The 24,078-nt window shown below is 66.0% G+C and carries 19 protein-coding genes and 1 pseudogene; 11 read left to right on the forward strand and 9 right to left on the reverse strand.

Annotated elements, in window-relative coordinates:
- The 5 genes from MKL11_RS03600 to MKL11_RS03620 all read left to right on the forward strand — a co-directional run.
- The coding region (locus tag MKL11_RS03600; protein ID WP_243940360.1) for a TniQ family protein at nt 1–1,939 on the forward strand (1,939 nt) is incomplete at its 5' end.
- Between the two features lie 27 nt (nt 1,940–1,966).
- Nucleotides 1,967–2,572 carry a hypothetical protein gene (locus tag MKL11_RS03605; protein ID WP_243940362.1) on the forward strand — a complete coding sequence of 202 codons (606 nt, stop codon included), beginning with the start codon at nt 1,967–1,969 and terminating at the stop codon, nt 2,570–2,572.
- A gap of 198 nt (nt 2,573–2,770) precedes the next feature.
- A complete protein-coding gene (locus tag MKL11_RS03610; protein WP_243940364.1) occupies nt 2,771–3,904 on the forward strand; it encodes a GSU2403 family nucleotidyltransferase fold protein in 1,134 nt (377 codons plus the stop codon).
- A gap of 354 nt (nt 3,905–4,258) precedes the next feature.
- Nucleotides 4,259–5,356: a hypothetical protein gene (locus tag MKL11_RS03615; protein WP_243940366.1), complete on the forward strand. Its 1,098-nt coding sequence runs from the start codon at nt 4,259–4,261 to the stop codon at nt 5,354–5,356.
- Between the two features lie 153 nt (nt 5,357–5,509).
- Nucleotides 5,510–6,421: a hypothetical protein gene (locus MKL11_RS03620; RefSeq protein WP_243940368.1), complete on the forward strand. Its 912-nt coding sequence runs from the start codon at nt 5,510–5,512 to the stop codon at nt 6,419–6,421.
- Nucleotides 6,422–6,655: 234 nt separating this feature from the next.
- Here MKL11_RS03620 and MKL11_RS03625 read toward each other — a convergent pair whose 3' ends face one another.
- The gene (locus MKL11_RS03625) at nt 6,656–7,888 is read right to left on the reverse strand and encodes an RNA-guided endonuclease InsQ/TnpB family protein (protein ID WP_279600233.1); all 1,233 of its coding nucleotides are present in this window, start codon (nt 7,886–7,888) and stop codon (nt 6,656–6,658) included.
- A 98-nt stretch (nt 7,889–7,986) separates the two neighbouring features.
- Here MKL11_RS03625 and MKL11_RS03630 point away from each other — a divergent pair, with 98 nt between their 5' ends.
- From MKL11_RS03630 to MKL11_RS03650, 5 genes and pseudogenes are all read left to right on the forward strand, one after another.
- Nucleotides 7,987–8,535 (forward strand): hypothetical protein, encoded by a 549-nt coding sequence (locus tag MKL11_RS03630; protein ID WP_243940370.1) that lies wholly within the window; start codon nt 7,987–7,989, stop codon nt 8,533–8,535.
- Between the two features lie 476 nt (nt 8,536–9,011).
- Nucleotides 9,012–9,578, forward strand: coding sequence for a hypothetical protein (locus tag MKL11_RS03635; protein WP_243940372.1), 567 nt, complete (start codon nt 9,012–9,014; stop codon nt 9,576–9,578).
- A gap of 15 nt (nt 9,579–9,593) precedes the next feature.
- The gene (locus tag MKL11_RS03640; protein WP_243940374.1) at nt 9,594–10,046 is read left to right on the forward strand and encodes a hypothetical protein; all 453 of its coding nucleotides are present in this window, start codon (nt 9,594–9,596) and stop codon (nt 10,044–10,046) included.
- Between the two features lie 670 nt (nt 10,047–10,716).
- Nucleotides 10,717–12,477, forward strand: a pseudogene (locus tag MKL11_RS03645) (TonB-dependent receptor); the annotation flags it as partial.
- Nucleotides 12,478–12,518: 41 nt separating this feature from the next.
- Entirely contained in the window at nt 12,519–13,220 is a 702-nt protein-coding gene (locus tag MKL11_RS03650) for a hypothetical protein (RefSeq protein WP_243940378.1), read from the forward strand.
- A 13-nt stretch (nt 13,221–13,233) separates the two neighbouring features.
- Here MKL11_RS03650 and MKL11_RS03655 read toward each other — a convergent pair whose 3' ends face one another.
- From MKL11_RS03655 to MKL11_RS03675, 5 genes are all read right to left on the reverse strand, one after another.
- On the reverse strand, nt 13,234–14,448 hold the full coding sequence (locus MKL11_RS03655) for a PepSY-associated TM helix domain-containing protein (protein WP_243940458.1): 1,215 nt from the start codon (nt 14,446–14,448) through the stop codon (nt 13,234–13,236).
- 65 nt (nt 14,449–14,513) lie between these two features.
- Nucleotides 14,514–16,082 carry a galactarate dehydratase gene (gene garD / locus MKL11_RS03660; protein WP_243940380.1) on the reverse strand — a complete coding sequence of 523 codons (1,569 nt, stop codon included), beginning with the start codon at nt 16,080–16,082 and terminating at the stop codon, nt 14,514–14,516.
- A 10-nt stretch (nt 16,083–16,092) separates the two neighbouring features.
- A complete protein-coding gene (locus tag MKL11_RS03665) occupies nt 16,093–16,863 on the reverse strand; it encodes an HpcH/HpaI aldolase family protein (RefSeq protein WP_243940382.1) in 771 nt (256 codons plus the stop codon).
- Nucleotides 16,864–16,976: 113 nt separating this feature from the next.
- A complete protein-coding gene (locus MKL11_RS03670; protein ID WP_243940385.1) occupies nt 16,977–17,867 on the reverse strand; it encodes a LysR family transcriptional regulator in 891 nt (296 codons plus the stop codon).
- A gap of 253 nt (nt 17,868–18,120) precedes the next feature.
- Nucleotides 18,121–19,254, reverse strand: coding sequence for a branched-chain amino acid ABC transporter substrate-binding protein (locus MKL11_RS03675; protein ID WP_243940387.1), 1,134 nt, complete (start codon nt 19,252–19,254; stop codon nt 18,121–18,123).
- A gap of 395 nt (nt 19,255–19,649) precedes the next feature.
- Here MKL11_RS03675 and MKL11_RS03680 point away from each other — a divergent pair, with 395 nt between their 5' ends.
- The gene (locus tag MKL11_RS03680; RefSeq protein WP_243940388.1) at nt 19,650–22,319 is read left to right on the forward strand and encodes an MGH1-like glycoside hydrolase domain-containing protein; all 2,670 of its coding nucleotides are present in this window, start codon (nt 19,650–19,652) and stop codon (nt 22,317–22,319) included.
- A 5-nt stretch (nt 22,320–22,324) separates the two neighbouring features.
- Here MKL11_RS03680 and MKL11_RS03685 read toward each other — a convergent pair whose 3' ends face one another.
- From MKL11_RS03685 to MKL11_RS03695, 3 genes are all read right to left on the reverse strand, one after another.
- Nucleotides 22,325–22,645 carry a hypothetical protein gene (locus MKL11_RS03685; protein ID WP_243940390.1) on the reverse strand — a complete coding sequence of 107 codons (321 nt, stop codon included), beginning with the start codon at nt 22,643–22,645 and terminating at the stop codon, nt 22,325–22,327.
- Nucleotides 22,646–22,831: 186 nt separating this feature from the next.
- Nucleotides 22,832–23,095, reverse strand: a complete 264-nt coding sequence (locus MKL11_RS03690) for a hypothetical protein (RefSeq protein ID WP_243940392.1) — start codon at nt 23,093–23,095, stop codon at nt 22,832–22,834.
- Between the two features lie 383 nt (nt 23,096–23,478).
- Nucleotides 23,479–23,982: a hypothetical protein gene (locus MKL11_RS03695; protein WP_243940394.1), complete on the reverse strand. Its 504-nt coding sequence runs from the start codon at nt 23,980–23,982 to the stop codon at nt 23,479–23,481.
- Nucleotides 23,983–24,078 lie beyond the last annotated feature (96 nt).

Genomic DNA, 24,078 nt, shown 5'->3' on the forward strand with positions numbered 1-24,078 from the left:
GGCAGGCTGTCGACTGCTCGCGCCTGCTCGACAAGGCCAACCTTCCTCGGCACCAGATCGCAACGCCACAGCCGAGCGGCAAAGGGCGCTCGAAGTGAGGCCTCTGCGTCCCTTCATCCCGATCGCACCGGACGAGAGCCTGCCGAGCCACGTCTCGCGGCTAGCGCTCCTGCACGGTCTGCCCAGCGCCAGGATCTTCTGCCAGGAGTTGGGCTTCAGCCTGCGCGGCCTCATCGACGGCCGCGAGCCTGAGCTCGTCCGCCTGGCCGAACTCGTCGCCGCCGATCCGGATATGCTTCGTCACCGCGTCACAGTCGAACGCGACGACGGTTGGTATCTGCAGGGCGAGCGGTTCACGCACGTCAACCTGTGCCGATCCATCGCCAGGTTCTGCCCAAGCTGCCTCGCGCACGACCTGACATCCGGATCCGGGCGGCACCTCGACACCTACGGGCGGCAGATCTGGGACATCAAAGCCATCCGGACCTGTGCCGACCACGGCATCGCCCTGGTCGAAGTCCCGTACAGCCGCCGCCCTCTGGAGCGAGCCGACTTCGCGCGGGTCGTCGAGCCGTATCTCGAGAAGCTCGATCAACTCGCCACCGGACTGCGCCAGCGACCAGCTTCCGGCCTAGAACTCTACATTCAGTCGAGGCTCGCCGGCGACGTTCGTCGAGAGATCGCGTTGAACGCATTGCCGCTCTATGCCGTGATCCATGCCTGCGAACTCTTCGGAAGCGTCGCAGGTTTCAACACGCCGCCCAGCCTCCACAAGCTCTCGGACGACGACGCGCAGGAAGCCGGCGGCACGGGATTCGACATCCTCAGCCGCGGTGAGGAAGGCGTCGACGCATTCCTCCACGCGTTGCGATCCAGCCACTCGGAAAAAATCCGGGCACTCGGCGCCCCAAACCGTGTCTACGGCAAAATCTATCGCTGGCTGAACTGGAAAGCGACGGATCCGGCCTACGATCCGATCCGCGATTGGGCTTCGCGCCATATCCTGGAAGTTTCCCACGTCGGCCTTCGTTCGAGTCTGTTCGGTCGTCCGATCGCACAGGATCGCGTCTGGCACTCCGTGCTCAGCGCGTCACAGGAAGTCGGTATTGGCTATCGCCGCCTGCGCACCATCCTGAAGGGCGCCGGCTATCTCGCGCCCGACGATACACGTCGCGACGGCCAAGCTGTGTTCTCAGCCAAGGCGGCAAACGCCTTTCTGCGAGATCTCAAGACGGCCGTTTCCATCGATGAGGCCGCCGTGCTTCTCAATATCTCACGTCCACAAACGCGCGCGCTCCTGCGAGATGGCATCCTCAAATCATTTACAGCGCGCACCCGGAAAGACCCGATAAAGCTCTTTCGCAAGACCGATATCGATCGGCTCGTGTCGGATTTTTTGCGCAACGCGAAACCTGTTGACACACTTGATCCTTCCATGGGCAATATCTACAAAACCTGCAAACGCGTGGGATGCAGCACGAAAGAAATCTTTGAGCTGATTGGATCCGGTCAGCTGAACTGGATCGGTCGGCTACGTGGCGCGAAAGGCATTCCTTCGATCCTCGTCAAAACCGATGAAATCTTCCGTCATATCCCGCCTGATCACACGGGCGCCCTCATCACGATCCGAGCGGCTCGACAGCTGGGGACGCATACACCGGCCGTACGCGCGTTGATCCGGCTCGGATACCTGAGAGAGCACCGCACCCAGGGACGACGCGGAAAATGGGCCAGCGTCATCAGCAAAGAGTCTTTAGGCGAATTTGAGCGCAACTTCATCCTTCTCAGCAAATTAAGCAGAATCGTTCGAAAAAACTATCAAACCATTCTTGCCGATTTTTCTAGCAGTGGCATCGATCCTGCCTTTGATCGAAATAAACTGGGGATTATTATCTACAGGAAAGACGACGTGCGTCGGGTATATTGCGCAAGAATTTAGCAGAGAGTGAGTCATACCGCAGCGAAGATGCATTCCGACCTCAAGTGCCGCAGTGGTGAGAACGCTCAAACCCCAAAAGGCGATATCATGACACACGAGAAGATTGACGACGCAACAGATAACACGGCGGATCCCTTCAGCGACGCACACCGACGGACTCGGCAGGCCGGGCAGATCCGGCGAGACACTTTGCGCCGCCAGATATCGGAAACCCACCCCGAAGTTTTGGCTGAGTTCGACAGGGAACAAGCCAAATTTACCCATATTACGGACACCGCGATACAACCCGTCCTGCTTCAAATTTCAGCCGATCTTCAAGCGCAAGGCTGGTACGCCCGCATCATCCGCGAGGATGAAGCTGAGGGCATTGTCGGGCTTGCAACCGCCGGAATACGGTTGCTGTTCTCCCGTGATCCTCTTCCCGAACCAGCCATCATCGACCTGTTCGGTGAAACGTCCTTCATCGGCTTCCACGGCGATTGCCCCAATCGCGTCGTGCGGATGCGAGCCGAATTCTACCAAGATCGCACGACGTCCGGCAACAAGCATTCTGAAGTGACGCTTACCTATTCCGACCTCACAGTTGGCATCGTGTACGACATCGTCACTGACTTCCTCAAGGGTATTGGATGATCCTGGCGGCCAGTACCCGCACAGGTTGCCGTCACGCGCCAATACTCTGGGTTCGAGGGGCCTCACCGCTCACCGACAGCATAGCTGCCAGCCTGAGTGCGGCCGTTGTCTACTCCTGCGGCAGCAACCGTGGCCATCGAAACGATGTTTCTAAGATGTACGTGCAAGTCGCAAGTTTGCATGTACCGGAGGTGGTGCATGCCGCAACCGTTATCCCTCGCACAGCACACCCTGTTCGCCGAACTCCTGGACCAAGGCCTCGAGGACCTATTCGACCCAGACTTTCCGGAAAACGGCAGTTTCCTCGTCCGCCGGAGGACGAACCGGGCTGGGGCAATCCGCAGCTACGCGTACTATCAAGGCTATCGTCCAGCTGCAGAGGGGCGGGACGGAGGAAGGCGGTACAGCTGCTATGTCGGTCCAACCGACGACCCCGCCATCGGCGAGCAGATCGCACGCTTCAAGCGGATCAAGGCTGTTCGCGCTGAGCGCAGCAGCACTGTCGACGCCCTGGTCGGCGCCGGCCTGCCTCGTCCTCTGGCCACTATAGGCCGCATGGTCGAGGAGCTGGCCAAAGCCGGCCTCTTCCCGTCACGCGCCGTCCTGATCGGGGCCGCGGCCTACCAGACCTATAGTGGTGTCCTAGGTGTGCGTTTGTCCAAAGCCTTGAGCACGATTAACGATGACAGCGTCGCTCGAGCCAATCCGATCGCGGTCTACCTCAAGGATCCGGTCCCCGGCGGTCTCGACGGGCTTTACGGCGTCGGCCCGAGCCTCGCTCCCGCCATGGGTATCACGGACGATGTCGGCGCGACGCGTTTCCCGAGCAAGGGTCTGTTCCACCTCGGCCTCCTCACGGCCCCTCATGATGGGGATCGACATTCGTCTAAGCTTGTGGCGACGCTGGAGCAGCGGATCGCAGCACAGCCTGCGCAACTTCTGGACTTCTTAACCGACCAGCCGGTGCGATCGATCGTCCTGTATGGGCCCGGCATCGCTGTGACCATCCCTTCTCCCGAGCGCTACGCGGTGCACGCGCTGATCGTGCACGGACAGCAGGGTACTGGGGTCGACGATCAGGTTCGGACGACGAGCAACCTGGCCCAGGCCACCGAACTGATCGAGGCACTTGATCTGGTCGGCCGCAGATCCGCCATCGAGCGGATGTTCGCTGAAGCGTGGGAGCGTGAACCGAATTGGCGCACCCACCTGCTCGATTCTCTCAGCGCATTGCCCGAAGCCCCAGGCACGATCCTCAAGGCGCGGGCAACGGAGCTGCGTGCGCGCTTGCCCGTACCGCCATCGCTGCGACCGCGCACCCCGTCGCAATGACACGCGCCCCGACGTCGGTCGACAGGGCCGACGAGACCCGTCGAATGGTGCGATCGCTCCCTCAATGGGGAGGCGCCATCGGAAGGCTTGCTTGAATCGCTGCAGCAACCGCAGACTCTTTTTCGCAGCGCCTCGGCTCTCACCAGGCGGCATGTGCGCACAAGACCATTCTGGCCTGGTTGCCGATCATTTGGCATATTCTCAATGACGAACCGCTTAGATCCGACATCAGATCCCCCCGTCACCGTCGAGGACAGTCCGTCGAAGGCTGTTGTCGTGAGCTTGCCCTGCGGCGAGCGAATGCCTCGATTTCCGAAGACACAGAGCGTAGAGGCGCCGCGCCCGGAGAACCGGTTGCCTCCGAACGTCACCGCGCCGAAGCACGCCGATCTTCAGGGGTTGACGAGCCCGAATGAGCGCGTCCTCGCGGGGCCAGTCGACACGCGTGCCGCTGCTGACTCCACGATCCGGGGCGACCCCTTTCGGCAGACGGGCTCAGCCACCTCCCGCTCAATCGTCACGCTTTCGCCGAACGCATCCATAGAGGCGCGCAGCAAACTTATCCGCGAACGGATCAACGCCGCGGCGCGGCCAATCCTCACCAGGTTCGCAAATCGTCGTGGCCTTTCCCTCGAGCGCTTGCGGAAGGCGATTGGCGGTCGAACGCCCCTCACGCATCCCGAGATCGTGCGCCACCTGGGAGGCGCGCTTCACTCGGAGGAGATGCAGCGCGCAATCGCGTCCCATGCCGATCCAGGGCTCCTGCCACTGAAGGTTCACGCTGGCGTTGCCAAGATGATGGCGGAGCCCCTCTCCGACGCGCCTACCGCCGCCGTACGGGAGGCGTTTCCAGACTGGAATAAGCCCCTCGCACCAGTGGGCCGCCACATACAGCCCTGGCGTCCGAAGGACGCCGCGGCTTGGCTCAAGTGCTTTCCGCCAAACGAAGTCTTGCTTCATCCTATGGACACCTGGGATGGTGTCACGGCCGCACTTTGGTTGAACGACCGCTCCACCATTACTTCGGACCTACTCCACTCCAGTGAGGTCGATGGTACTGTCGTGGCGTTCGAACTGCGGAATCCCTGGCTACCGTCCCTTGAAGTGCTTCACACGCTCGACGAAATCGAAAGAGAGGAGCTCACCTATCGCGTGTTCGTAGAGCGGCTGCGGCGGGAGGTGATGCCGTTCTATCTAAGCGAACGAAGGTTCCACATTCGAAAGGCCGCCGAGCTGGTCACCTTCGGATATCAGACGCTCCAGGACGCACGCCGATCCATGCGCGAACATGATCTACGGCGGATCAAGCACTTCGACCGGGTGTTCGGAGAGAACGACGAGTGGATCAGCGATCTCTGCCGCAAGATCGTCGCGGCGTACGCGTGGCCCAGTGGTTTCGCGGAACCGGAACTTTGGTTCGAGTTCCTGGCGCTGGACGATGCCCCGGATTGACGAGCTGCCCGGCCGCAACCCCGCCCACGTCACTCTAATCCTAGAACTGGCGTCCGCACGCCAAGACCGCACTCGACTGCGGGGCGGCAGAGGTCTTTTCGAGCCGTTCGGAGATGATGGCCGAACTCCAATTATCCCTACCGAGAGCTGTCGATGAACATCATCTACGGCGGTCATCTCGACCGTTCTTTTCTGATGGGAGGGAAGCTGGACCGATTCCGGGTGACACCTTCACGCAGTCGGTCGCCGCACGCGAACACGTTCGACCCGTACCGATCCTTCTTCCATCACGCGGGGATGATGTCTGCGCTGAGCGCCGCCCTCGTACGCCGGCCAGACCGTGCGCCACCTGGTGAGAAGATCGTTTCGCACCGTGGGAACGACGGTCGAATCTACGACTCAATTCTCCGAGCCGAACTCGAAGACGACGCGTTGCGCCTCGCCCACCTCGTCGTGCTCGCGAAAGCCTTCTCAGACGCGACGTTGGAGATGATGCGCCTGCGTGGGCCCGAGGATCCTCATGAACCGAACCCCGTGCACCACGTGGAAGACATCCTTTGGGCTATTCTCGATGCTTGGCAAACTCAATCGACACTTATTCTAGCCGACTGCGACCGGCAAGTCTTGGTCGAACTGCTGAACTGCGTAATCCAGAACGGCATCGCCCTGCCATTCGGTATCCCTGATCTTCGGAAGGTGAGGCCATCCGATGCCAGGACCTCAGGCTCCATCGCGAACCTCGAGCCGGGTGATTATGACGACCTCATCGCTATGCTGGAGGAACCCGCGATTCAGACCTACCGGCAGCGGCTGAGCCGGCTGTCGGAAAGCCGCACCGTCAACGTCGGGACCCTGCTGAAGTCAGCCCTGGCGGAGGCACAGAGGTCCAGCCTGCGCATTCGCGAAGCGGCGACAGACATCACCCTCACGTCGACTTGGGTCACAGCCGTCGACACCGTCGATCTCGACACCGTCGCGGTTGACCCATTCCGCTGGACCGATCGAAAACCCTCGAAGCCGAGGATGCACATCATCGTGCTCTCCAGTTCTCGGAGCTTGAGCTGATTTTTGAGCGCGACCTTGTCATGTTCGGCGCGCGACAGCTGATAATTATGGCGGTCAAACCCCTGAACTTACCTCATCATAATGTCATCAGCGCTCATATATTCACCTGACAAGCCGGACCTGATTATAAACGATTGATAATAGCAGATCACCTCAGCTTATCACGCGACTATTTTTAGATACCTCTACGATTACGGACTTGGACTATCATCAAACCCCAAAGGAGGCCCTACTTTAACATCTTCCCCGCCGTGAAGGACGGGGATTTTCGGAGACCATGAGGTCTCGTCCGGTTGACGCTTCAACGGGCTGCTGATGCAAACCCTCCACGTCCAGCAACGCGCTGTTCGCACGCCGTCGTATGGTGATCGCCGCGTTGACGTCGGCGTGATCGGTGTGGCCGCAACCGATGCAGGCGAAGCGCGCTTGGCTCTCGCGGCTCCTCGCATCGATCACACCGCACGCCGCGCAGGTCTGCGACGTGAACCGGGCGGGCACCGTCACGACCTGCCCACCCCGCTCCTCCATCTTGTACGTCAGGATCGTTGCGAACTGCTGCCAGCCCGCGTTCAGAATGCCGCGGTTCAGGCCCGCCTTCTGCCGGACATTGCGGCCGGGCTCGGCAACCGTACCCCGCGCGCTGGCGGTCATGGCGCGCGTGTTCAGGTCTTCGAGCACCGCCACGCCGAAGCGGCGAGCAATGCGGAGGGCGGCGCAGTGGTGGAAGTCGCGCCGGATGCGCGCTTGCCGGGCTTGGAGGCGGGTAACGCGGGCCTGAGCCCGGCGGCGGCGAGCCGACCCCCGCTTGCGTCGGGCGACGACGCGCTGAGCCCTGCGCTTCCGGGCCTCGATCTGCGCGAGGCTCTCAGGCAGCGTCAGCAACTCGCCCGTGGACAGGGCGAGGGTCGTCGTGACACCCCGGTCGATACCGACGATCTCGGGCCTTGCTGCGGGCGCATCGTGCGCGATCTCGCAGGTGAAGGCGACGTGCCAGCCGAGCGCATCGAGGGAGACGGTGACGTTCTTCACAGTCCCGCGGATCGGGCGCGTGTCGCGGAACCGGACCCAGCCGATCTTCGGCAGGCGTACGGCCGACAAGTTCGCGTTGAGCTGCTTCGTGACAATCTCGCGCCCGGGAAACCCGAAGCTGTCATGGACGCCGCGCCGGCGGGGCCGCGGGAAGCTCGCACGGCCCGCGAAGAAGTTCTGGAAGGCCCGGTCAAGGTCGCGCAGCGCCTGCTGCTGACACGACACGTAGACGGCGCGCACCCAGTCGAACGCGGCCCGCAGCTTCGTGAGATCGGCAGCTTGCGCGACGTAGCCGAGCCGATGGCGTCTACCCCACGTCGCCCGCTGTTCGAGGGCGAGGTTGTAGGTCAACCGACACACGCCCGCGAACTGCCGGAACAGGGCTTCCTGTTCCGGCAGTGGTGCCAACTTGAACCTGTACCCGCGTGCGATGGTCAGGGTCTGTTCTTACCGAAGGCCGGGTCTCCCACCAACCATTCACACTGCGCAGACGCGCAGCCTCCCCGGCCTGAAGGCCGAGGTTTCAAGGATTTCCGATGAGCACTACGCAGGACGTTTATGACGATCACGAGAAGGGCTGGCCGTTCGAGGAAGTTTTGAAGGCTGGCCGTGAAGGCGCCCGCGCGCAGCAACGGCGGCTCCAGGAATATGTGGCCCAGAACGATCCTGCTCTGGCTGCCGCGCTCGCGATGGAGGCAGCACGTTTCGAAATCGTGTCGCGCACGGTGATCGAGCCGGCGATGCTGGCCTGTGCCAGTGCGGCGACGCAGCGCGGCTGGCACGTCTGCGTGGTCCGTGACGACGATCTGGATCGGCTGGCCTTGTTCGCGACACCGGGAATCCGCTTCTACTGCAGCCGCCAACCGTCCCGCACAGTGGCCGGCGGAGTGATCTGGCCTCCTTGCTTCGTCAGCTTCTATGGAAGTGCCCGGAGCTTGGCCGTGGAAACCCACGTGGAACTGTCGCAGCTCGACGGAGACGCTGTCCCGACCTACCAGCCGCTGCTCAGTTACCCTGACGTCACGAGCGGGACCGTCCGCGCGGTGCTCGCCGCCTTCTTCAACGATCTGAAACGCATCGGTTGAGAGGCCAGGCGTCCCGCAGCTGGACTGGTGATGTGATGCGGATTCCAATCGACCGGCATCCCGCGCGTGAAAACGTTGCAGCGAAGCCCCACTCAGAGGTCAACGGTCAGCCTGCCAGATGATGTCCTGAGCAGAGCTTGTTTGAATCGCTGCATTTGCAGCACAATCTCAGCTGCCCCTATCGTCACCCACCTGTGAATTTTCAAAGTCAGTCGCAGGCCCTGCGCAAAATAGATCCGTCATGCCGAGCAAATCTCTACATCCCGCGGTGGCAAAAGGCTGTACGCGGGTTCAAATTGAGGCCTTCGAGCGTATCGCCACCGGCGACGATCAAGGTCATGCTCCTGCAACCCTTGCCGCTCTCGAGAGACGCGGCTTGATCATGCTGCACGAGACGCTCCTGCCAGGCGACTTCGCTGTGCGGGTGAAGGTTCCCGTTGTCCCCCTCGCGGTTCACTACGCCTGGTGCAGCTGGTGTGCTGAGCAACCTGATCCGAGCTGAGGCGAAAATATGTCCGTTCGCCCGGGGTCTAGACATCAAAAGAGAAGGCTTCGCTGCCATGAAAATCGTGTTGGCCGGTCAGCTCGACCGCGTGTACTCGAACGCTCTCGCTCGCTTCGCGGAAGGCGACTGGCGTGAACATGTCGATCCCGCGTGGTACGAGAAGGACAGGCTGCTCTTCCATCGCGCCGGGACGCTGAGCGCCCTCAGCGACATCGTTGTGACCGCGCCGGATTGGAATCAGCCAGACGACGAAGATGAGGAGAGCCGTACCGCTCCTCACGGTAAGGACCCGATTTTCGCACCTGGCATGTCGCTCACGAAAGATCTTTGGGCCTCGCTTCACGATGATGCCGCCGGGCTGGTGGAGGCGGTGGATTTCCTTAGTGGCTATTCTAAGCAGTCTCTCGCAATCCTAGATGAGATCGATACACCGGATGCCTGGGTCGCCAATGACAGTCCTCGTAGCCTTCGGCGTGCCAGCATCGGGGCGTCCCACGCTTACCTCATCGATCTCCTACTACAGCCGTTCTTGGCTTAGCAGGCGGGCTCTGTCTTGGTGATCGCGCAAGCCGATTGTCATGTGCTGGCGGACGTCGCTAAGTTTCTCATCGATAGCGCGCGGCCCCGACCGTTTCCCATACCAGATCTCCGGAATGTCGCAGCGCAGGACACAACGAGCGCGACGGGCAGGGTCATCAACCTTGGCCTCCAGGATCTCGCGGATATTGAAACCCAGCGACGGACCCCTGGCATCCAGAGTTATGCTCGGCAGTTGCATACGATCTTGGAGGCGCCGGAGCTCTCCGATGCCGGGCAGTGCCTCGAAGCAGCGCGATCGATCGGAGCACAGTTCACGGGAGGGGTTGATGACATCGCGGTCGTCATCGAACACGTCGAGATTTTGAACAACACGGACGTGCAGGTCGCAGCGCATAAGAAGGGTCTGATCCGCTGGGCTCGACGCAAGTTCAGCCCGCGGGGGCTGCGCACCCTCGTCCTCGCTTGACGATCTGCTCGGCGTCCCTTCTGCGTAGAAAAGATCAACCGCTCCGGCTCGATCCGGATAACCAAGTGTCTTCGAGATCCTCGTAGGCAATCCGCACCTGTGGCCGAATTTCACGTGGGGTTCGCCAAGTCGAGCCGAACGGATCCGTCGGCGGCGTCTGACCGGATTTGCCGAGCACCTTCGCTCATGCGAGCCATCAAACCCCCTTGAGGCATCCTTATGCGCGTCGATGTATGCAAACTGGGAATTTGCATACATCGGGACGGCCCGTGCTTCGTCTGGTCTCGCGTGCGCAGCACAGGCTGACGCCCGAGCTCGTCGCGCAGCGCCTGGACGTACTGTTCGACGTGCGATCCTCGGAGATCGGCAGCCCAACGTCGACGCGAGCACGAAAGGGAAGGGGATCGAACCGAGCTCCCGCTCGGATGAGGTCTGGCCTACGCTGAGCGCACTTCTCGCGAACCGGAGCCTCACCCAAACTTTCCGCTACTGAAGCGACTGGCCGCTAGAGGGAGGTTTCCGCGGGCCGAGAGCGGGGGACGTCGCTCAAGTGTCGCGAAGGTCGTTCGATCCGGTGCGGTCAAACTATCCATGGTCTTGCGGGCCAACTCTAAGCCTCAAGAGGTCGAAAGGTGCCGGTTTTGCGGGCGATCTTCCGTAGCGAGCACACCAGACCTACGCGATCGATGGCGTGCTGCTGAACCAGGCCGGCACCTTCTCCACGGTCACGCGCGATATCGCCGACGTGGAACGGATCGAGGTGCTGAAAGGACCGGCCTCGGTGCTGTACGGCCGCGGCGATCCCGGCGGCCTGATCAACATCGTCTCCCGCCAGCCGACCCTCGTGCCGTCCGGCGACATCAACCTGCAGGCCGGCAGCTTCGGCTTCCGCCGGGTTCAGGGCTCGGTGTCGAGCGCGATCGAGGGCGTGGAGGGCTTGGCCGGGCGCGTCAGCTTCGCCGGCCAGTCCGACCCGACCTTCCGCAACTTCGGCGACCGGGACAATTCCCGCACCTTCGTAGCCCCGGCCTTCACGTGGAACCCGAGCCCGGAGACCCGGGTCTCGTTCCTCGGCGAGTTCACCCGGCTGGACACGCAATACGACGAGGGGCTGGTCGCCCGGAACGGCCGCGTGCCGCTCGACAATATTTCGCGCTATTACGGCGAGCCGTTCTCCCGCTACAACAGCAACGCGAATTTCGGCCTGCTGAAGGTCGAGCACGACCTCAACGAGAACATCACCCTGCGCGAAGTGCTCAACGCCCAATGGGGCGGGTTCGACTTCCTGGCGACCCGCGCCACCGGACTCGACAAGACCCAAACCCTCGTGAACCGGCGCGAGACCGCGGGCCACTCGACCTACGCCTCGGTCGACAGCCAGACTGAAATGGTGGCCAAGTTCGATCTGCTGGGCTTCCGCCACACCGTGCTCGCCGGGATCGAGTACACCAACGGCTATCGGCATTCCTACACGACGCAGAGCACCAACTTCCCATCTGTGAGCTTCCAGAATCCGGTCTTCGGGTCGGCCCTCGTGGGCCTGCAATTGCAGGGTGACCTCAAGCAGAAGAACGAGCTGAACGGCCTCTATGTGCAGGACCAGATCGATCTGGGGCTCGGCTTGCAGTTCCTGGTCGGCGTCCGCTACGACTCCGGGACGCAGTACTATTTCAACCGCACGCCGACATCACGCACGATCCCGCCCGACCAGCAATTGTCCGGCACCTCGCCGCGCGTCGGCCTGATCTACCGCCCCGTCGAGCCGCTGACGCTCTATGCGAGCTACACGACCTCGTTCAAGCCGCAGATCGCCAACGTCCTCAACGTCACCAATCCGCCCCCCGAGACCGGCGAGCAGTACGAGATCGGCAGCCGCCTCGACCTCACCCCCGACCTGACCCTGTCCGCTGCCGCCTTCCGCATCACCCGCAACAACGTCGCCGCCACGGATCCCAACAACAGCCTCTATTCGGTGATCACCGGGCAGCAGCGGTCGGAAGGCGTCGAGGCCGACCTCGCCGGCGAGATCCTGCCGGGCTGGAAGGTCATCGGCGCGGTCAGCTTCCTCGATGCGCGGATCACCAAGGACACGACCTACGCTATCGGCAACCGGCTGGTGGGGGCCCCGGCCTTCAGCGGCAGCATCTGGTCGACCTACCAGTTCCAGGACGGCGTCCTGCGCGGCTGGAACGTCGGGGCCGGGATCACCTATGTCGGCCGGCGCACCGGCGATCTCAACAACAGCTATACGGTGGGCGGCTATGCCCGGCTCGACGCGGCCGTGTTCTACGATTTCAACGAGCACGCCCGGTTCTCGATCAACGCGCGCAACCTGACCGACCGGCGCTACATCGAGCAGCCGTTCAACCAGTTCAACAACCTCCCCGGCGCGCCGCTCTCGGTGCTGGCCACGATCACCGCGCGGCTGTGAGGCGGGCGGGATCGCCGACCCAGGCGTGCGGGCGAATCGCCATGTCCGGATCGATCCGGGGCCTGCTCGGCGCGGCCGCCCTCGCGGCCCTGACGCTGACCGCGTCCGCGGCCGAGCGGCCCCGGACGGTGCTGATCGTGGTCAAGCCGGACAATCCGCGGATCGCCGCCGACACCGCGATCGCGGCCCATCTCGAGGGGCGCGGATACCGGGTCACGCTGGGCAGCCAGTACGAGCCGGTGACGCGGGGCTACGACCTCGTCATCCTGTCCTCGAACATCCGCAGCCGCGACCTGCTCGGGGCCTATCGCGATGTCCCGGTACCGGTGCTGACCTGGGAGAGCGACCTACTCGACGACCTGGGCATGACCGGCAAGAAGCACGACCGCGACTTCGGCAAGGCGCCGGCCGAGCATTTCGTCTGGCTGGTCAACGCCCCCCACGCGCTGGCGGCGGGGCTTCGGGCGGGGGTCAACGCGGTCTACGCCAAGGACGCGCCGATGAACTGGGGCAAGCCCGGCCTCGGCGCCGCGATCATCGCCACGGTGCCGGGCGAGCCCGACCACGCCGTCATCTTCGGCTACGAGGCGGGGGCGACCATGGATTACGAGGCGATCGCCCCGGCGCGGCGGACGATGTTTCTGCTCGACAACGAGACCTTCGGCACCCTGACGCCCTCCGGTCTCGCCCTGTTCGACGCCGCCGTCGACTGGACCGCCGGGACACCGCGCCCGACCGAGTGAGCGTCGGTCGCCGTCAGGTCAGCGCACGTCTGGGCTTCGCCTCGGCGGCGACCGGCCCCGCCGTCCGCTCGGTCCCCCTGCGCCGGGCGGCCGCCCGGCGGCGCAGGATGTAGAGGGTCAGGCCGGTGGCGGCGAAGCCCGGCATGGCCAGCGCCGCGAGGCCGAACAGCAGGGCGAACAGGTCGCCGAAGAAGCGGCCGCGATGCACCTCCAGGATGTTCTCGACGAGGCGGCGCCCGAGCGGCATGTCGGCGGCGTGCTCGGTGGCGAGCAGCGCCCCCGTGGTCGCGTCGTAGCGGGCCTCGTTGCGGGCGCTCGGCGCATCGACGCCCTGGGGCAGCCAGCGGATGCGGATCACCTTCGCGTCGCCCCCCGGCAGGGTCAGGATCGCCAGCCCGGCCTCGCGCCCCTCACCGGCCCGGAACGCCGCCCAGGCGCGGTCGAGGGCAGGCCCGGACCCGGCCTCCGGCAACGGCGGAGCCGCCCGGCTTCCGGCTGGGCGCGCGGGCTTTGCCCGCTCCGGCGTCCCGGCGAGAAGCCAGGTGGCGCCGTCCTTGACCGACGGATAGGACCAGGTCAGGCCGGTGAGCGCGATGATCAGGTAGACCGGCGTCAGCCAGGTTCCGGCCACGGCGTGCAGCGACCACCAGCGCGGCCGGCCGGGGCGCGACAGGCTCGGCTTCAGCCAGATCCGCCAGCGATGGACCTTGGGCCAGCGCAGGTAGAGACCGGTGGCGAGGAACACGATCAGCGCCAGGGTGCAGGCGCCCGTGATGGTCCGGCCCCAGCCCTTGGAGCCGCCGGGGATCAGCAGCCAGCGGTGCAGGTCCTCCACCGTCTTGAACGCCGCCTCCAGCCGCACCGGGCCGAGCACCGCGCCGTCATAGGGGTCGGCATAGATCGAGGGCGGCCGCTCCCGGGTCTCGGGATCGCGGGCGAAGCGCACGAACACGCTCGCCTGCGGGTCCTCCGACAGGGTGAGGATATTCGCCCGGCGCCCCCCGGCCTGGGCGTCGATCCGGGCGGCGAGGGCCGATGGCGCGAGCGGCACGCGATCGCCCGCCTCGACCCGCGTCCGGTCTCGATTGGCGAAGGCGGTGATCGCCTCCTCGTAGCTCATCAGCGCGCCGGTCAGCCCCATCAGGGCCAGCACGAACCCGGCGGTGAGGCCGAGCGCCCAGTGCAGGCGGAACAGGACGGTGCGGGGAGAGGGAATCGGCAGCGGCATCACGATGCCGGCTGCGTAGCAGAGTCCAGCCACGCTTGCGACGCCGCGCCGCGCATACCCGGGATTCAGGTGATCGGCGCCGGGTTGAACAGGGTTAGGTCGTTGAACAGGCCCCAGCGGTCGGACCAGGGCCGCTTGCGCCCGCTCGCCACGTCGAGGATCAGGTGGAACAGCTCCCAGCCGACCTGCTCGATCGTGGCCTCGCCGGTGGCGATGCGGCCGGCATCGAGGTCGATCAGGTCGGACCAGCGCTCGGCCAGCTCGGTCCGGGTCGCGACCTTGATCACCGGGGCCTGCGCGAGGCCGTAGGGCGTGCCGCGGCCGGTGGAGAACACCTGCAGGGTGATGCCGGAGGCGAGCTGGAGCGTGCCGCAGACGAAGTCGCTCGCCGGCGTCGCGGCGAAGATCAGGCCCTTCTCGCGCACCCGCTCGCCCGGCGCCAGCACCCCCGAGATCGCGCCGGTGCCGGACTTGGCGACCGAGCCCAGGGCCTTCTCGACGATGTTGTTGAGGCCGCCCTTCTTGTTGCCGGGCGACGGGTTGGCCCGGCGGTCGGCCTCGCCCTTGGCCAGATAGGCATCGTACCAGGCCATCTCGCGGATCAGAGCCTGGGCGACCTCCGGGGTCCTGGCCCGGGGGGTCAGGAGGTGGATCGCGTCGCGCACCTCCGTGACCTCGGAGAACAGCACGGTGCCGCCGCAGGCCACGATCAGGTCGGCGCAATAGCCGAGCGCCGGGTTGGCGGTGACGCCCGAGAAGGCGTCGCTGCCGCCGCATTGCAGGCCGACCACCAGCTCGGAGGCCGGGCAGGTCTCCCGCGTCCGGCGGTTCAGCACCTCCAGGCGGGCCTCCGCCATCGCCAGGATGCTGTCGAGCATCGCGGAAAAGCCCTGGTGGCGCTCGTCCTGGAGGCGGACCACCCCGTCCCCGGCCGCGCCGCCGTCGGGCAGCAGGCGCTCGGAGACCAGCTTCTCGCAGCCCAGCCCGACCACCATCACTTCGCCGCCGAAATTCGGGTTCTGCGCGAGGCTCTGGAGGGTCCGGATCGGCACCACCGCCTCGGGGGCGTTGATGGCGACGCCGCAGCCATAGGCGTGGGTCAGCCCGACCACATCGTCGACGTTGGGGTAGCGCGGCAGCAGCTCCTGCTTGATCCGCCGGATCGCCACGTCGAGGGTGCCGGCGACGCATTGCACGCTGATCGAGATCGCCAGGATGTTCTTGGTGCCCACCGACCCGTCCGGGTTACGGTAGCCCTCGAAGGTGTAGCCTTCGAGCGGCGCTAAGGGGGCCGGCACCCGGGTGGCGAGCTCCAGCGCGTCCAGGGACGGTGCGGTGGGCGTCGCGACCCGGGATTCCTCGACCCAGGCGCCCCGCGGGATGTTTTGGGTGGCGATGCCGACCACCTCGCCATAGCGGCGCACCGCCCCGCCCTCCGGGATGTCGCTGAGCGCCACCTTGTGGCCCTGCGGCACGAACTCGGTGAGCCGCAGCCCGTCCGGGAAGGTCGTGCCGGCGGGCAGCCCAAAGGCGTTGACCACGATCGCGACGTTGTCGCGCGCGCTCAGCCGGATCGTGCGCGGCACGTCCCCGGCCGGGCGGTCGCGGGTCGGGAGGTCGATTTCGGCCTGCATCGCCATCCCCTCAGCTTGTTGTCCGAAAACGCCCGGCCAGGGCCTCGGCGTTGCGCGCGAGCAGCCCAAGATCCGAGCCCACGGCGGTGAACCGGGTGCCGGCCGCGATGTAGCGCTTGGCTAGTTCCTCGCTCGGCGTGAGGATGCCGGCATGCTTGCCGGCCTTCACGATCCGGCCGATGGCCTCCTCGATGGTGCGGACCACCTCCGGATGGCCCTGCTGGCCGAGATGGCCGAGGCTGGTGGAGAGGTCGCCGGGCCCGATGAACACGCCGTCGACGCCTTCCACGGCGGCGATCGCGTCCAGATTGTCCAGGGCGCGGCGCGACTCGACCTGCACGATCACATAGATCTCGGCCTCGCAGCGGGTGTGATAATCGGGGATCCGGCCGAACCGGGCGGCCCGGGGCGCCTGCGAGAAGCCGCGGATGCCGCGGGGGGCGTAGCGCGTCGCCGCGACCACCCGCTCGGCCTGCGCGGCATCGTCGATATTGGGGATCATCAGCGACTGGGCGCCGGCATCGAGGATGCGCTTGATAGTGATGGGATCGTCGCTCGGCACCCGCACCACCGGGCTGGTGGCGTTCTCCATCATGGCCTGAAGCTGGACATAGATATCCCGCAGGTCGTTGGCCGAGTGCTCCATGTCGAGGAGCAGCCAGTCGAACCCGGCGCCGGCGACGATCTCGGTGGAGATCGGGCTGGCGAGGCTGCACCACAGGCCGATCTGCTGGCGCCCCTCGCCGAGGGCGGCCTTGAAGCGGTTGGTGAGTCGGTCCACGGCGATCCCTCCTGGCGGCCTCGGCCTCTGCGTGCCGTGAGGCTATCAGGCGCAGCCTTTCCGCCGAAGGTCAAAGCCAAAGGCTGGATCGATCGATGCCGTGGACGCATGGATCAGGCGGGCGGCAGCTCCGCCAGGATCGCCACCAGCCGGGCGATCAGCGGCTCGTCCGCGTCCCGCCGCCAGGCCAGGACCAACTCGGCGGGCCGCGGGGCCGGCAGCAGCAGCGGCCGGAACACCACGCCCTCGAAGCGCAGGCGCTCGGCCGCCGCCGGCACCAGGGCGATCCCGAGGGCCGCCCGGACCAGGGCCAGGATCGCGTGGATCTGGGTCAACCGTTGCACGATCGGGGGCTCCACCGCGGCCTCGGCGAGCAGGCCCTGAACCAGGTCGTGGAAGTAGCGGGCCTCGTTCGGCGCGTAGCCGACGAGCGGTTCGCCGGCGAGATCGCCCGGCGTGAGGTGCTCCCGAACGGCCAAGACGTTCCCGGCCGGCAGCGCCGCCACGAGGGGCTCGGCCAGGGCCCGGACGGCGATCAGGTCCGGATGCGTGACCGGCGGCCGGACCAGGGCGGCGTCGATGCGGCCGGCGAGCAGTTCCTCGACCTGATCCCGGCTGATCATCTCGCGCAAGGCGAGGGTCACATCGGGCAGCGCCCGCCGAAGCGCCGTGACGAGGCGGGGCAGGAAGTCGTAGGCCGAGGCCGCCGTGAAGCCGAGCTTCAGCACCCCCGCGCGCCCGGCCGCCACCTGACGGGTGACGTGGGTCGCGGTCTCGGCCAGGCGCAGGATGCGCTGCGCCTCCGGCAGGAAGCTGCGCCCGGCCGCGGTCAGCCGGACGGAGCGGCTGGTGCGCTCCAGGAGCTGCACGTCGAGGATCCGCTCCAGCACCTGGATCTGCCGCGACAGGGGCGGCTGCGTCATGTTCAGCCGGGCAGCCGCGCGCCCGAAATGCAGCTCCTCCGCCACGGCGGCGAAGCACCGGAGCTGGCTGAAATCGAACATCGCTCCCCCCTGGCGCCGCGCCGCGGACGGGGGATCATAAAGCCTTCGCGTCCGCGGCGTCCCTCGGTCCCTCAGCCGATGGAGGTACGCGCTTCCGCCAGATCGGGGTACCGATACAGGGATCCCGAAGGGCCGGCGGCCCTTCGGCGGGTTTCGGGGCGCGCAACCCCGAATTTCGCAGGGCTCCGCCCTGCACCCGCGAAAGGTCGAGGACCTTTCGAAACCGGGATTTTCGCCACGGCCGTTGGGTACCTTACGGCGCCAGCTCGTTGCCGGCGTAGTCGATCCGGCCGTCGGCGCCCTTCCTCCAGACGTGCATGACGTAGTCGAGCCGGGTGATGTCGCCCTTCCTGTCGTAGGCGATCGGGCCGACCACCGTCTCCACCGTCTTGCCCTGGTGCAGCCAGTCGGCCAGCGCCTTGCCGTCGCTGGAGCCGGTCTCGGCCATCGCCTTGGCGAGCACCTGCACCGCCGCGTAGGCGTACAGGGTGAAGGCTTCCGGATCGATGCCCTTGGCGTTGAGCGCGGCCACCGCCGCCTTGGCGTTCGGGTTTCTGCGCGGGTCCGCCGGAAAGGTCATCAGTGTCCCCTCCGCGGCCGGCCCGGCGATCTGCGCGAACTCCTTGTCGGCCACGGCGTCGCCGCCCGCCACGATCGCCTTCAGGCCCTGGTCGTGCATCTGGCGCAGGATCAGCCCGGCCTCGGTGTGGTAACCGCCGTAATAGACCACATCGACGGTGGCCGATTTCAGTTTGGAGACGAGCGCCGAATAGTCCTTCTCACCCGGGTTGACGCCCTCGACCATCACCTCCTTGCCGCCTTTGGCCTTGAACGCCTTCAGGGTCTCGTCGGCCAAGCCTTTGCCGTAGGGGGTCTTGTCGTGGACGAAGGCGATCCGCTTGTCCTTGAGGTGCCCGGCCAGATACGTGCCGGCGACCGCGCCCTGCTGGTCGTCCCGGCCGCAGGTGCGGAACGTGTTCCACATCCCGCGCTCGGTGAACTTCACGTTGGTGGAGGATGGGGTGACCTGGATGATGCCGGCGTCGAGATAGACGTCGGAGGCCGGGATCGAGACGCTGGAGGCGAAGGCGCCCACCACCATCTTCACGCCGTCCGCCGCGAGCTTGTTGGCCACCGAGACGCCCTGCTTCGGATCGGACGCGTCGTCGCCGTAGACGGCCTCGAACAGCCGGCCCTTGATGCCGCCGGCCCTGTTGATGTCCTCGATCGCTTGGCTGGCGCCGTTCTTGACCTGCACCCCGAAAGCCGCATACGGCCCAGTCACGCCGGCGGAGATACCGATCTTCACTGGCTCGCCCTTGTCCTGAGCCTGTGCAGCGCCGATCATCACAAGACCAGCCATGGCCAGCGACAGTATTTTTCTCATGCCCGCCCCCGCGTTCTAAGATGAATCCGCGCCTGCAGGCGCATGCAACATTTCGGCCAGACTCACGGACCGTGCATCGATCTGCAGCGACGCGGGCCTGACCCTCATTTCAACATGCCGCGCCGTCAAGGCCACAAGCATCGCGCCGTTGCGCGGCGGCTTTATCTTTGCCGACGCTCCGCACCCATGCACCGCATCATTCGAAGCGGCCGGCGCGCGCGCGAGCCCGGTCCTGCCGGAGGGGCCGCGGCGTCCACCCACCTGAAGTTACGTGGCTTCGATGATGCATCCGGTGGCCGAGTCCGTCGCAGCCCATCGAGATCGATGACCGTTCCTCCGCCGCTCCGCAGGTTCAACCACGGGCCGCCCGCCATCAGCCATCCGGGATGCCGCTGATGGCTCCTGACAGGGATGAAGCCGTGGATTGGGCGGAGCGCCGCCGGATCGCCGAGCAGGGACGGGGCGACCGGGCCTGGTCCCTGTGGGGGCCGTATCTCAGCGAGCGGCAATGGGGGACGGTGCGGGAGGATTACAGCCCCGACGGCAATGCCTGGCGGGCGCTGCCGCACGAGGAGGCCCGCTCGCGGGCCTATCGGTGGGGCGAGGACGGGCTGGCCGGGATCTGCGACGAGCGCGGCGGCCTGTGCCTGGCGCTGGCCCTGTGGAACGGCCGCGACCGCATCCTCAAGGAGCGCCTGTTCGGCCTGACCAACCAAGAGGGCAACCACGGCGAGGACGTCAAGGAGGCCTACCATTATCTCGACGCGGTCCCGAGCCACGCCTACCTCAAGCAGCTCTACCGCTACCCGCAGGCGGCGTTCCCCTACGAGGCGCTGGTCAGCGAGAACCTGGCGCGCGGGCGCGACCAGCCGGAATACGAGATCGAGGAGACCGGGATCTTCGAGGACGGCCGGTTCTTCGACATCACCGTCGAATACGCCAAGGCGGATGCCGACGACATCCACGCCGTGATCACTGCGCTCAACCGGGGCCCGGAGACCGCTGAGCTGCACCTGATCCCACAGCTCTGGTTCCGCAACACCTGGTCCTGGGAGGCCGGGCAGGCGCGCCCGCTGATCGCCGCCGATCCCGAGGGCGGCGCGACCTGCGCGCATCCACGGCTCGGCCCCTACCGCCTCGCCTATGACGGCGCGCCGGAGCTGCTGTTCTGCGAGAACGACACCAACCTGCGGCTGCACGGGTGCCAGCCGGACGCGGCCGGCCCGTTCAAGGACGGCCTACACGCGGCGATCGTCGCGGGCGAGACCTCAGCCATCCGCCGGGATGCGGGCACGAAGCTCGGCCTGCACTACGCCCTGCGGCTGGAACCCGGCGCCACCGCTCAAATCCGCCTGCGCCTGTCGGCCGGCGCCCGGGTGCGCCCGGTCGACCATGACGGCGCCGTCGTCCGGCGCCGGGTGGCCGAGGCGGACGCGTTCTACGAGGGGCTTCAGGACGGCATCACCGATCCGGATGCCCGCACGATCTTCCGGCAGGCCGCCGCCGGCCTGATCTGGTCGAAGCAGCTCTATTGCTACGACGTGCGGCGCTGGCTGGAGGGCGACCCGCTCCAGCCGAAGCCGCCCCGGGAGCGCGACGGCGGCCGCAACAGCCAGTGGCGCCATTTCGCGGCGGCCGACGTGCTGTCGATGCCCGACACCTGGGAATACCCCTGGTTCGCCGCCTGGGACCTCGCCTTCCACTGCCTGCCGCTGGCGCTGCTCGACCCGGACTTCGCCAAGAAGCAGCTCCTGCTGCTCACCCGCGAATGGTACATGCACCCGAACGGGCAGCTCCCGGCCTACGAGTGGGAGTTCGGCGACGCCAACCCGCCGGTCCATGCCTGGGCGGCCTACCGGGTGTTCGAGATCGACCGGGACCGCCGGGGCGGGCGCGGCGACCTCGCCTTCCTGGAGGGCGTGTTCCACAAGCTGCTGATCAACTTCACCTGGTGGGTGAACCGCAAGGACGCGCAGGGGCGCAACGTCTTCCAGGGCGGCTTCCTGGGGCTCGACAATGTCGGGGTGTTCGACCGGTCGCGGCCGCCCCCGGGCTTCGGGGTGGTCCATCAGGCCGACGGCACCGCCTGGATGGCGATGTACGCGCTCAACATGATGCGCATCGCCCTGGAATTGGCCCTCCACAACGACGTCTACGAGAGCACCGCCTCGAAGTTCTTCGAGCACTTTTTGCTCATCGCCGAGGCGATGACCGAGATGGGCGGGCAGGGCGGTGGCGAAGGCTTCGGCCTCTGGGACGAAGTCGATGAATTCTACTACGACGAGGTCGACATCCCCGGCGGCGGGATGCTGCCCTTGCGCGTCCGGTCGATGGTCGGGCTGGTGCCGCTCTTCGCCGTGGAGGTGATCGAGCCCTCCGTGCTCCAGCGGCTACCGGATTTCGCCCGGCGGCTGAATTGGGTGCTGGAGAACCGGCCGAACCTCGCCCGGCTGGTGTCACGCTGGAACGAGGGCGGGGTGAAGGACCGCAAGCTGCTGTCGCTGCTGCGCGGCCACCGCATGAAGGCGCTGCTGCGGCGCATGCTCGACGAGGCCGAGTTCCTCTCGCCCTACGGCGTGCGCTCGCTGTCGAAGGTCCACCGGGACGCGCCCTACGTGCTCAACGCGCTGGGGGCCTCGCTCACGGTCCGGTACGATCCGGCTGATTCGACCTCGAACATGTTCGGCGGCAACTCGAACTGGCGCGGGCCGGTGTGGATGCCGATGAACTACCTGATCGTCGAGGCGCTGAAGCGCTTCCACACCTATTACGGCGACGAATTTCTGGTGGAATACCCGACAGGATCGGGTGCGATGTGCACGCTCCGCGCGATCGCTGACGCACTGGAGGATCGGCTGATCGCCCTGTTTGCCAAGGACCCGGACGGGCGCAGGCCGGCCCTCGGGGCGCGGCCGCCGATTCCCCCGGCGCCCGGCGCCGAGGAGGCCCTGCTGTTCCACGAGTTCTTCGACGGCGATACCGGCCGGGGCCTCGGCGCCTCGCACCAGACCGGCTGGACCGCGCTGATCCTCAACCTGCTGCGCGACCGCGCCCGGTCGCGCTAGGCGCCTCAGCAGCTCAGGCGGCGCCCCTCGCGGCGGCCGAAGGTCCGGTAATGCGCGGCGCCGGATTCCATCTGGCCGTTCGCGATCGCCCGGCGGACATCCGGGTTGCAGCGCAGATACTCGCGCTCGTCGAACCCGCCATAGGCGCGCTCGCCGTAGCCGCGGTCCCGATAATCGCGGTCGCGGCCCCGGTAATCGTCGTCGCGATCCCGGCCGCCGTAATCCCGATCGCCGTAGCCGTAATCAGGGCCACGCTGGGCCAGAGCCGGTCCGAGGGCGGACATCACGCCGAAACCCACCGCGACCGCTGCCAAAAACGCTTTCATCGTACCTGTCTCCTATCGGAGGCTTGAAACGCCGTGCGGCCCAGATGGTTCGATCGCCCTCTGGTCGGCGGCGGGAAGCCGGCCGCCCTGCGGAGCCGCGGTGCATCAAAAAAGCCCGGCGGCGGGGTCATCCGCAGCCGGGCCGGAAACGAGACGGCCCGGAACGAGGCCCAGGCGTCCGCCCGATTACATGCGGTGCATCATCTCGCGGCGCATCATCCGGTGACGCATGTGACGGTGCATCATGCGACGCTCCATGTTGTGCCGCATCATGCGGCGCTCCATGTGGCGACGCTCCATGTGGCGCTCCATGCGGTCCATCTGGACGGTCGAGACGATGTCAGCCGGGGCAGCGACAGTGCCGGGGCCGATCGGGGCGGCGGAGGCGGGCGACGCGACGGCGGCGCCGAAGGCGCCGAGCAGGGCCGCGGTGATGAGCGTGGTGCGCAAAGGATGTTTCCTCTCATGCCGCCATTGCGGGCGGTTGTTTTCCTCGGAACCGCGAGAGGAGCAAATCCTTCCCGGACCCAGCCCATGAAGCCGCAGACCGCCGAGTTGGTTCCACCCAAGTTGGCTCCACGATAGTCGGGGCCGCATCGGGGATTGAGGCCGCCAGCCCCAACCCGGGCCCCGAGACGGATCGCGCCGTCGCCGAACGGACGGAGACGCGGCGCCAGGCAACCCGAGACCGCGGCGCGGCATCCTCGCGACGTTCGCAAGCGGCGCAGGATGCAGGCGGAGACGGCGCACTCCGCGCCGGGGGTTGAGGTGCCGGGTTTCAGATTGGCATCGTCTTTTTCTGAAAGCCGGGGATCACCTTTCGGGACGATGCGCTAGCTCTCGAGCCGAGGCCCTGCGCCGGGCGGCGCCGGGTGGGGCATGCTCGCCAGACCCGGCTCGTCGCGGTGCCGGCCATTCAGTTCCGTCGGGACGGGGCGGGGCAGTTCCAGCGCCGGAAGCGCGATGCTCTTCGGGTCGTTGAGCAGCGTGATCTGCTTGACTTCGATGGGCTGCCGCCTCCGCATGAGCGGGTTCTGGCGCACGTAGCTGATGAATTCCTCGGCCGCCCGCAGCTTTGATGTGTTGTGCTCAGCCTCTTGCGCCCGGATCCGCTCGGCCTCGACCTCCCGGACCTTGGCCTCCTTGGCCTGGTGCTGCAGTTCGAGCGACGCGAAAGCAAGCCCGGTGGCTGCACGATCAAATACAGAGCTCGCTTTCAATGTTGGTCCGGAGAACAGAATATAGGTGCTGTTGGCGACCAGAAACGCCGCCACCAGAAACACGACCAGATCGCCCGCATGCCCGCTCACGGTCCAGGAAACCAGCACGACAGCCAACGATAGGACAGAGATTCCGAGAAGAACGTATCGCAACGTCGCCATGATCTAGCCTAAATTCATTTTTTGAATCTAATTCATCGGATTTATAAAGGT

Origin of the sequence: Methylobacterium sp. J-077 (assembly GCF_022829365.1) — a bacterium.
Taxonomy (GTDB): Bacteria; Pseudomonadota; Alphaproteobacteria; order Rhizobiales; family Beijerinckiaceae; genus Methylobacterium.